Genomic DNA, 7,199 nt, shown 5'->3' on the forward strand with positions numbered 1-7,199 from the left:
GCCAAATTCAGTGCGCATAACCCGCCACAAGCGCCAATACCGCGAGAGCGGTTTCGTCCTTGTCCCGCATAGCCGACCATTGTTGCTTTCCAAGGCGAAGCGAGACCCATTAAAAACCTCAGATGGCCGGTTTGAGCCCATACCTCCCGAATGCTGCGCTCTGCTCAAATAGCGGCAATGCGCCAACGAGCCGACATCTAAGTCTTGGGAGGTTTGCGGCCAGTAAGCGGTGATGGGGAGTAGTCTCAGATAATCCTCTAGCGAAATCAGTCTACAATAGAGAGTATGGCAATCGGGCTGCTTGGATTGCCGGAACAAGGTTCTCTAAAGGACCTCGATTGAGGCCAGCGATGATGCTGGCCCCTGATCAAGTCACCCTACCGTCGCGTGGGCCTCGAGGCCCTGAAAGGCCGCATGGTAGGAGTGCAGCATCATCGGCCGGACCTCCTCCAGCACTTCTGGCTCGGCGTCGAAATGTGCCGTCCAGATCGCAAGCACGCCGTCGTCGGTCTGCTCCGTGGTGACGGTGCCGCCGAGGTTCTCCACCGGGAACGGCGGGTTGGCAATGGCGTAGCCGAAGCGCCCCGCATCGCGGTCGTTCTCGGTGATCGTCTCCTGCAATTCGTAGCCATCAAGCTGCGGGTCGGGATGCGCCATGACGCAAACGCGCGCCGATCCGGCGGCGTCCCCCTCGCAGGTGTCGGATTTCAGGAACGGAACCCATTTGCTCCAGGCCGGATCGTGCACGGCGGCGCGCACGGCGTCGAGCGGTGCGTCGATGTGGGTTGCAAGGCTCACGGAGGCGGATGTCTTGGTCATTTTTTCAGTCCTATCTGTATTGAGATTTCGGTCGATCAGGCCATCACGCCTTCGACGTGACGCGCGTTGCCATCCAGCGCCTTGGCCATCTTGCCGCGCAGCATGGGTTTCATCATCGGCAGCATCAGCATCCCGATTGGGCCCATGGGCGGCTTGAAGTCCATGGTGAAGATCAACTCGCTCCGGTTCGGGCCCAACTCGCGCACTTCGAACAGGCAGGTCGCGCCTTTCATCGGCATGGTCGTGTCGTCGATGACGAGGCCGAGTTTCCGCCCCGGCTCGTACTGGTTGATGGTTTCGCGCAGGTATTGGCTGCCGTCCGCGTTGAGATCGCACTGGCGCTTCGCGCCGAGGCCGGTTTCCGCGCTGCCTGGCAGGATGCGCGAAGCGGCGAGGTTTTCGTTCCATTTCGCGATGCCGCCGTAATCGTCGAGGCTTTTCCAGACCTCGGACGCGGGGGCATCAATTTTGCGGCGGGTGGTGACTTTGGCCATGGGTTAGTTCTCCAGATTAGTGTTCAGGAAGTCAGTGAGGGCGGCGACGTAAGCCGCAGGCGCCTGCGCTTGCAGGAAGTGTCCAGTCTCCGGCAGGCGGGTGATATCGCCAGCGTTCGTGCCGAGTTTCGCCGCGAGATCGGCGATCACGATGTCGGCTGCAAAGAAGCCATCCTGTTCGCCAAAGATGATGGCGGTGGGTCCGTCATAGGCGGCAAGATCAGTGGTAAGCGCCTCACCACCCTGCATGAAAGCTGGGACGGCCATGCCGAAAAATGCGGCGTAGGCGGTGCTTGCACTCACAAGATCCGCGCCATAGGCATCGACCTCCTCGGCGGGTGCGGTGCCGGGGCCGGAATAGCCCTGATCCATCCACATCTGCGCCATGTCTCGCGCCGCAGCCGGGTCATCGAGATCCGCGAAGGCGTCCGTGGGCGAGACCTGACCGGCCATCATCTGCATCACGAGCGGCGCAGGCGTGACGCCATCGAGACCGGCCAGCGTGTTGGTCGCGACGACCGCTGACAGCCGTTCGGGTGCCTGCCCGACCATGGCCCACCCGGTCATGCCGCCAACGTCGTGGAGGACCAGCGCGAAGTTCTCGATCCCGAGCATGTCGGCCAGCGCGAACATCCGCACGGCGCGGGCGTCGGTCGCGTAGGCGGCCATATCGTCCGGCCTGTCGGACGCCCCGTGGCCCAGAAGGTCAGGCGCGATGACACGGTAACCCGCAGCGGCGATCTGTGGGGCGACGTCCCGATAGAGGTAGGACGAAGTCGGGATACCGTGCAGCAGCATGACAGCAGGATCGGCAGGGTCGCCGAGATCAAGATAGGCAATGCCGTGCCCGCCAACGTCCGCGCGTTCGAGCGTTGCGCGATGGGCTTCCCGTGGGGTTTCAGCCCAGGCGGGCTGCCCTGCCACGAACAAGAGCACGGTCGAAAGAAGAAGATGTTTCATGGATTTCCTCTGGTCGGAAGGGTGAAGTCTGTGTATCACTACAGATGAAGTGCTATAACACTACGTATGAAGTGAAATGATTGTCAACGCAGAATCCAAAAGAGGTTGCCCTTGCCCGTCAAACCCCTTGATCCATTGAGCCTGGTGCCCGGATCGTCCAACCTTTTCACCGCGCGCCGAGGGGCTGCCCGGATGATGGCGGCGCGTCTGGCCGACGGCGCGCTGGCGCTTTACTCGCCTGTCCCTGCGCCCGATTCGGAGGCTGTCGACGTGGCCCGTGCGCGCGGCGGGGTCGCGGCCATCATCGCGCCGTCGCCTTGTCATCATCTCGGCATCGCGGCATGGATGGATGCTTTTCCAGAGGCATCGCTCTGTGCACCCGAGGGTGCCTGCGACCGGCTGGAGAAACGTCTGGGTGTTCGACCATCAGCAAAGATGCCGTCACTCGTCGATGGTGCTGCGTTTCTCTTTCCCGAGGGTCTGAAGGCACCGGAGGTCTGGCTCCGCGCGGAAACGGCGGACGGCGTCGCGTGGGCCGTCTGCGACGCGTTCGCGGGGCCGGCGGGCACGGACGACGCGCCCGCCACGGAGCCCAAGGCGCGGGGAGCCTTTGCCACAATGTGCCTTGGCGATCCGCCGCGCTACAAGGCCTGGGCGCTCGCGCAGATCGAGCGGGACCAGCCGACGCAGCTTTTTCCGGCGCATGGCAATCGCGTCGCAGGAACTGGACTTGCGATGGGCTTGAAAGACATTGTGGAGGGTCTCTGATGGCGCGTCCAAAAAGTTATGACCGTGCAGAGGTTGTCGAGCGCGTGCGCAATCTGTTCTGGAAGCACGGCTATCAGGGGCTTGGCATTCGCGCCATCGAGGAGGAGACCGGCCTCGGGCGCTTTGCGATCCGCACCGAATTCGGCGGTAAAGAAGGGCTGATGCTTGAAGCGCTCTCGTCCTATTCCGGCGACACCGAAACCTATGTCTATGACGTCCTTCGCAAGCGTGACGATCCTCAAGCCATCGTCGAGGTTCTCGAAGGCATGGTCGCGCCGCACCCCGAGACGCTGAGGCACCTGGGCTGTCTTATGGTCAACACTACCATCGAGAACGTATCGCTCGACAGCGGCCCACTCCGCGAAGCGACCGACCGGCATTTCGACACGCTGAGGGACGAAGTCGCGGCGTTGTTGATCCGGGGCCGCGCGACCGGAACGGTGCGGGATGATGTCGATCCGGCCTCCGCAGCGGAGTTCGTCAAGGGCGCCGTGATGGCGGCAATGGTGCTCAACCGGGCAGCGGGCGACGCCTCGGGCGGGAACTCGTTTATGCGCGAGGCGGTTCGGACCGTGGAGGGCTGGGCCGCGGGTTGAGCGCCCCGCCTCACGGGCGGCGTTTTGCTCAGTCCGCCAGACGGTCTGCCAGCCAAATCTGCAGCCGCAGCCGGCCCGCGTTTCCAACGACATGGGGCACGCCCTCGTCAAACGGGGTGACCCGCCGCCCGGCCGCGGCAAGCATGGCCCGGGTCAGCGCGATGTCTTGTTCGGAGATCAGGGGATCCAGTCGCCCGTGCGCTGCGAGAACTGGCAGCGGCGCGGTGGCTTGTGGTGTGGCGAGGTCACCTGGCAGTGCCCCCGCGAAGGCCGCCACGCTGGCCACAGCTTCGGGTCGGTCCAGCGCAAGCGCCAGGGCGAGCGTTCCGCCTTGGGAGTATCCGACGACATGGATATCGTCCGAGGCTGCTCCAGTGGCCTCCGCGATCCGCGGCAGCAGGGTTGCGAGATCATCCACCGCGCGCTCGACCGCGCCTGGTGCTATGACGACCCCGCCCGCTTCCGCCGCAAAGCGGAACCAGGCATAGCCACCGTCCTCCAGCGCGAGCGGCGCCCGAACCGCAACATAGACATGCGGAAAATCGAGCTCGACCGGCAGCAGCGTCGCGATCTGCGGCTCGCTGGCCCCGTATCCATGCAGGCCTACGATGAGCGCAGGATCGGCCCCTTCCCCGCGCGAGATCACCTGAACGACGGCCTCTCTTGCATCCGGGATCGCCACCGTCTCGGCACGGCTTGCGGCGCCCGAAAGCGCCGCAAGAAGGCTCGTCACCGCGAGCGTCACGACCCGCATGTCACGAACGGCTTGCCAGTTCGCGGGGATGCGGCTCGCCGGTCCGGACGAAGTGCACGAACTCGTCGATGCTCATGGTCATCAACTGGCCGAACTGCGCCTTGGTCATGCCCAGAGCCATGCCCGGTGTTCCCTCGGCGATATCCATCGTGATGGTCGAGGTTACACGCGTCGTACCATCCCCAAGGTCCTCGAACTCCCACTGGCTGAGCCCGTTGGAGGCAAAAGGCGGAAGACCGGCCAGCACCTCGTAGGCAAATCGACCCGCCTCACGATTGACCTCGACCACGCGTTCTTCCACCTCGGAACCGAAGCCTGGAATGAAACACTTCCGCCCGACGCCCAGCAGACCGTCATTCGACGTGTCCGTCTCGCCGAAGAGTGTCGCCTCCGAGATCACGCTGGACCACTGGGCCACATCGCCGAAGCCATCGACCATCACGCCCCAAAGCTCAGCCACGCTGGCATCGGTCACGCGAGTCGTGCGGATGGTGATCTTGTCGGTGCCAAAGACCTCTTGCGTGACCGAACCACCATGAACGGAAACCAGCGCATCAGTGATCGTCGCTCCGCCGCCTTCGGTCACCGGCGCGATCCCCGCAAGGTTGGGATGGTTGTAGAAGACCGAAAGGCTCACGACCGAGCCTTCGCCGTCCTCCGCGTCGGGCATCACATGCAGCGCACCAAGATGGTTTTCGAGTCCCAGCGGATTGCCCTCGCTGATCGACCAGGCAAACACGCTCGGCTCGTCGAAGGCGACGATGTTCTCGGTCAGCGCCCCCTGACCGCCGGTAAAGGTAAAGGTGCGAGAGCCGTCCTGCCCCTCGACGCTCTCAAGGCTATCGAACCAACTTACCCAGTTCTCATTGTCGGCAATCGTAGCAAAGATCGTTTCGGGGGCGGCGTCGAGATGAACGCTGCGCGTTACTTGCAGCGGCGCTGTCGTGGCCGCATCGACGTCGAGCGAACCGATGGCGCGCGGTGGCATGTCCTGGGCCACGGCACCTTGCGCCAGGGCGAGCGAGATCAGTGCGGCCGAAGCCACAGTCGAAAGATGTTTCATGACTTTTCCTTTGGGGTTGGGGTGTCAGGCGGTGGCGGCGCGTGCGGCGACCGCCTTCTTGCTGCTGTCGGCCTTCAGCTTGCGCGGGTGCGGTTTTCCGGTTTCCGCATAGTGCTTCAGCTCTTCGGTTGCCTCGCGCAGAACCTTGCCGAATTGCATCTTCATCATGGGGGCCATCAGGATGTTGAAAGGGAAGGCGATGTCCGCGTTCAACTCCATTTCGACCTCGCTGACGCCGCCTTTCGGTCGCACCGTCCAGGCATTGCGCAGACCTTTCATAAAGCTAGGCATCTTGTCGCCGGTGGCCGAATAGGCCACATGGCGGCGCGCTTCGTCATAGGCTTCGATGGTCTCCGTGAAGGGTCCAAGCGAGGTTTCGCAGGTCCGCCCCGCCGCAGGTGCGCCCGCGATCTTGGGCGTGCCGGGCCGCGCGCCAGAGACATAGACGCTCGAAGCCCAGTCGCCCGCGCGGACGTAGTTCGGCCCCAAGATATCCCACACCGCATCGGGCGGGGCGTTGACGGTCAGTGTTTTCTTGATCTTCATAGTCTTGCTCCTTTGAGAAACGCGGTGGCCAGAAAGGCCACCGTACAGGCTCAGGCGACCACGTTACCGCCCATCGCGTAGCCGCCCTCGGCGGTCTCTTCGATATGGACGTTGATGTATGGTTTGATGTCGCCCTTGCCGGCATCGCTGGCGACGGCGTTGAGCCCGTCGGTCAGCTTGGCGACGATCTGGGCTTTCTCGTCCTTTGACCAAGCGGCTTTCGGGACGGTGACACGGATGGTTGGCATAGTTTTCTCCTTTGGCTCACGATGGGTATGGTTTTTTGCATCGTGCGATGTATATTGCATGAGGTGATGCATAATGCAACAGTTGATGTAAAATAATGGCCAGACCCCGGAATTTCGACGAAGACGAAGCCTTGCAAAAGATGGTGCAGGTGTTCTGGCGCCACGGCTATGACGCGACCACCACGCGAATGCTGGAGGAAGCAACTGGCATCGGCGTGCGCGGCATCGCCAATGTCTTTGGCGACAAGGAGGATATCTTCCTGCGGGTGCTCGCTACCTATAGCGAGATGGCCCGCGGGGTGATCGGGCAGGTCTTCGACCCGCCACGCTTGGAAGCTGCGCAGATGATGTTTCAGGGCCTCGCGCAGCCGACGGAGAACGAGGAAGACGTGACGAACTGTGGATGCCTGATGGTCAACACGGTCTTCGAGCTGGGTCGTGCGAGCCCGAAAATTCGCGAGGCTGTCGAGGCCTACCGAACGATGTGGTTCGATGCCTTCCACGCCGCCGCTGAAGCGGACGGCGTGAGCGATCCGCGTGGCAAAGCGGAGTTCCTTCTCGGGCTGCTTTGGGGTGCGCTCAGCCAGATCCGCCTTATGGGCTCGACCATTGCAGCGGCGCCGATGGCACAGGTGGCAGTTGAGACCATTGACGGTTGGAAGGGATAGAATCCCGCCAGTCGCTTATCACACTAACGATACCTCTCACGGTCCGACAGGTAGACAGCACCGGAAGCCGGCGAAGTGATCGATGGCAGACCGTCGCGACTGGGACTCCCATGGCTTTGTGTCCGCCCTTCACGCGAGATATGGATGTTCTTCGGCGTGATTTCTACGTTCGCGAAGCATGCAAAGCGGACCCTTACTGGAAGAAGTTGAACGGCCGTTTTGTCTAAGGTTTGTGGCTGCTGTCAGCGTGAGCTGCAGCGGCGATAAATCTGACAAGGAGGAA

The 7,199-nt window shown here is 62.7% G+C and carries 10 protein-coding genes; 3 read left to right on the forward strand and 7 right to left on the reverse strand.

All coding sequences use genetic code 11. The features are described 5' to 3' along the window. Positions 1–372: 372 nt before the first annotated feature. Genes Q1A53_RS23100 through Q1A53_RS23110 form a run of 3 tightly spaced genes read right to left on the reverse strand, consistent with a single transcriptional unit; the run spans position 373 to position 2,273 of the window. Positions 373–819, reverse strand: coding sequence for an SRPBCC family protein (locus tag Q1A53_RS23100; RefSeq protein ID WP_298975107.1), 447 nt, complete (start codon positions 817–819; stop codon positions 373–375). Positions 820–854: 35 nt separating this feature from the next. Continuing rightward, positions 855–1,313, reverse strand: coding sequence for an SRPBCC family protein (locus Q1A53_RS23105; RefSeq protein ID WP_298975109.1), 459 nt, complete (start codon positions 1,311–1,313; stop codon positions 855–857). A gap of 3 nt (positions 1,314–1,316) precedes the next feature. Further along, positions 1,317–2,273, reverse strand: a complete 957-nt coding sequence (locus Q1A53_RS23110; protein WP_299971698.1) for an alpha/beta fold hydrolase — start codon at positions 2,271–2,273, stop codon at positions 1,317–1,319. Between the two features lie 111 nt (positions 2,274–2,384). Between Q1A53_RS23110 and Q1A53_RS23115 the strand changes: the two genes are divergently transcribed. Next, positions 2,385–3,041 (forward strand): hypothetical protein, encoded by a 657-nt coding sequence (locus Q1A53_RS23115; protein WP_299971700.1) that lies wholly within the window; start codon positions 2,385–2,387, stop codon positions 3,039–3,041. Then, positions 3,041–3,637: a TetR/AcrR family transcriptional regulator gene (locus tag Q1A53_RS23120; protein WP_298975115.1), complete on the forward strand. Its 597-nt coding sequence runs from the start codon at positions 3,041–3,043 to the stop codon at positions 3,635–3,637. The genes Q1A53_RS23115 and Q1A53_RS23120 overlap by 1 nt, the downstream gene beginning before the upstream one ends. A 28-nt stretch (positions 3,638–3,665) precedes the next feature. Here the strand turns inward: Q1A53_RS23120 and Q1A53_RS23125 are convergent, their stop codons facing one another. The 4 genes from Q1A53_RS23125 to Q1A53_RS23140 are packed head-to-tail and all read right to left on the reverse strand — an operon-like array spanning position 3,666 to position 6,248. Continuing rightward, positions 3,666–4,391, reverse strand: coding sequence for an alpha/beta fold hydrolase (locus Q1A53_RS23125; protein WP_299739451.1), 726 nt, complete (start codon positions 4,389–4,391; stop codon positions 3,666–3,668). A gap of 1 nt (position 4,392) precedes the next feature. Next, on the reverse strand, positions 4,393–5,454 hold the full coding sequence (locus Q1A53_RS23130; protein ID WP_299971703.1) for an SRPBCC family protein: 1,062 nt from the start codon (positions 5,452–5,454) through the stop codon (positions 4,393–4,395). A 24-nt stretch (positions 5,455–5,478) separates the two neighbouring features. Beyond that, positions 5,479–6,000 carry an SRPBCC family protein gene (locus tag Q1A53_RS23135; protein ID WP_298975120.1) on the reverse strand — a complete coding sequence of 174 codons (522 nt, stop codon included), beginning with the start codon at positions 5,998–6,000 and terminating at the stop codon, positions 5,479–5,481. Between the two features lie 50 nt (positions 6,001–6,050). Beyond that, positions 6,051–6,248 (reverse strand): tautomerase family protein, encoded by a 198-nt coding sequence (locus Q1A53_RS23140; RefSeq protein WP_298975121.1) that lies wholly within the window; start codon positions 6,246–6,248, stop codon positions 6,051–6,053. A gap of 95 nt (positions 6,249–6,343) precedes the next feature. Between Q1A53_RS23140 and Q1A53_RS23145 the strand changes: the two genes are divergently transcribed. Beyond that, positions 6,344–6,916, forward strand: a complete 573-nt coding sequence (locus tag Q1A53_RS23145) for a TetR/AcrR family transcriptional regulator (protein WP_299971706.1) — start codon at positions 6,344–6,346, stop codon at positions 6,914–6,916. Positions 6,917–7,199: the final 283 nt, after the last annotated feature.

This window comes from uncultured Roseobacter sp., from assembly GCF_947496515.1.
Taxonomy (GTDB): Bacteria; Pseudomonadota; Alphaproteobacteria; order Rhodobacterales; family Rhodobacteraceae; genus Roseobacter.

What these genes read in the sequence shown, in the direction of transcription:
- Q1A53_RS23140 (WP_298975121.1), bottom strand. Translation starts at nt 6,248, where the DNA reads ATGCCAACCATCCGTGTCACCGTCCCGAAAGCCGCTTGGTCAAAGGAC.
- Q1A53_RS23100 (WP_298975107.1), bottom strand. Translation starts at nt 819, where the DNA reads ATGACCAAGACATCCGCCTCCGTGAGCCTTGCAACCCACATCGACGCA.
- Q1A53_RS23145 (WP_299971706.1), top strand. Translation starts at nt 6,344, where the DNA reads ATGGCCAGACCCCGGAATTTCGACGAAGACGAAGCCTTGCAAAAGATG.
- Q1A53_RS23125 (WP_299739451.1), bottom strand. Translation starts at nt 4,391, where the DNA reads ATGCGGGTCGTGACGCTCGCGGTGACGAGCCTTCTTGCGGCGCTTTCG.
- Q1A53_RS23110 (WP_299971698.1), bottom strand. Translation starts at nt 2,273, where the DNA reads ATGAAACATCTTCTTCTTTCGACCGTGCTCTTGTTCGTGGCAGGGCAG.
- Q1A53_RS23130 (WP_299971703.1), bottom strand. Translation starts at nt 5,454, where the DNA reads ATGAAACATCTTTCGACTGTGGCTTCGGCCGCACTGATCTCGCTCGCC.
- Q1A53_RS23120 (WP_298975115.1), top strand. Translation starts at nt 3,041, where the DNA reads ATGGCGCGTCCAAAAAGTTATGACCGTGCAGAGGTTGTCGAGCGCGTG.
- Q1A53_RS23105 (WP_298975109.1), bottom strand. Translation starts at nt 1,313, where the DNA reads ATGGCCAAAGTCACCACCCGCCGCAAAATTGATGCCCCCGCGTCCGAG.
- Q1A53_RS23135 (WP_298975120.1), bottom strand. Translation starts at nt 6,000, where the DNA reads ATGAAGATCAAGAAAACACTGACCGTCAACGCCCCGCCCGATGCGGTG.